2 tRNA genes and 1 rRNA gene are annotated in these 506 nt (G+C 46.0%); all 3 read left to right on the top strand.

The features are described 5' to 3' along the window. Positions 1-138: 138 nt before the first annotated feature. A tRNA-Ile gene (locus tag ACI3K6_RS23510) sits at positions 139-215 on the top strand. A gap of 12 nt (positions 216-227) precedes the next feature. Further along, a tRNA-Ala gene (locus ACI3K6_RS23505) sits at positions 228-303 on the top strand. A gap of 103 nt (positions 304-406) precedes the next feature. Further along, positions 407-506, top strand: a 23S ribosomal RNA gene (locus tag ACI3K6_RS23500); the annotation flags it as partial.

Below are 506 nucleotides of genomic sequence, written 5' to 3'. Positions count from 1 at the left end.
TAGCCGTATCGGAAGGTGCGGCTGGATCACCTCCTTTCTAAGGATATAAGCTGGACATGAGAGCCAGACAAAATGTTGATTGTTTCTTGTTTGTTTAGTTTTGAGAGTTCAATCTCTCATTTATATATTCATTATGATGGGCCTATAGCTCAGCTGGTTAGAGCGCACGCCTGATAAGCGTGAGGTCGATGGTTCGAGTCCATTTAGGCCCACCATTCCATCATAACGGGGCCTTAGCTCAGCTGGGAGAGCGCCTGCTTTGCACGCAGGAGGTCAGCGGTTCGATCCCGCTAGGCTCCACCATCGTTCTTTGAAAACTAGATAATCGTATAGAAGAAACCAAGTAAAAACCGAGAATCGCCATTTTAGTTTTTCTCTCTATTTTTATAGAGAAACAAACCTTTTAGGTTAAGTTAGAAAGGGCGCACGGTGGATGCCTTGGCACTAGGAGCCGATGAAGGACGGGACTAACACCGATATGCTTCGGGGAGCTGTAAGTAAGCTTT

The organism is Neobacillus solisequens (assembly GCF_051233465.1).
Taxonomy (GTDB): domain Bacteria; phylum Bacillota; class Bacilli; order Bacillales; family Cytobacillaceae; genus Neobacillus.
Note: the sequence above shows the minus strand (reverse complement) of the source record. Positions and strands in the feature narration are given on the sequence as shown.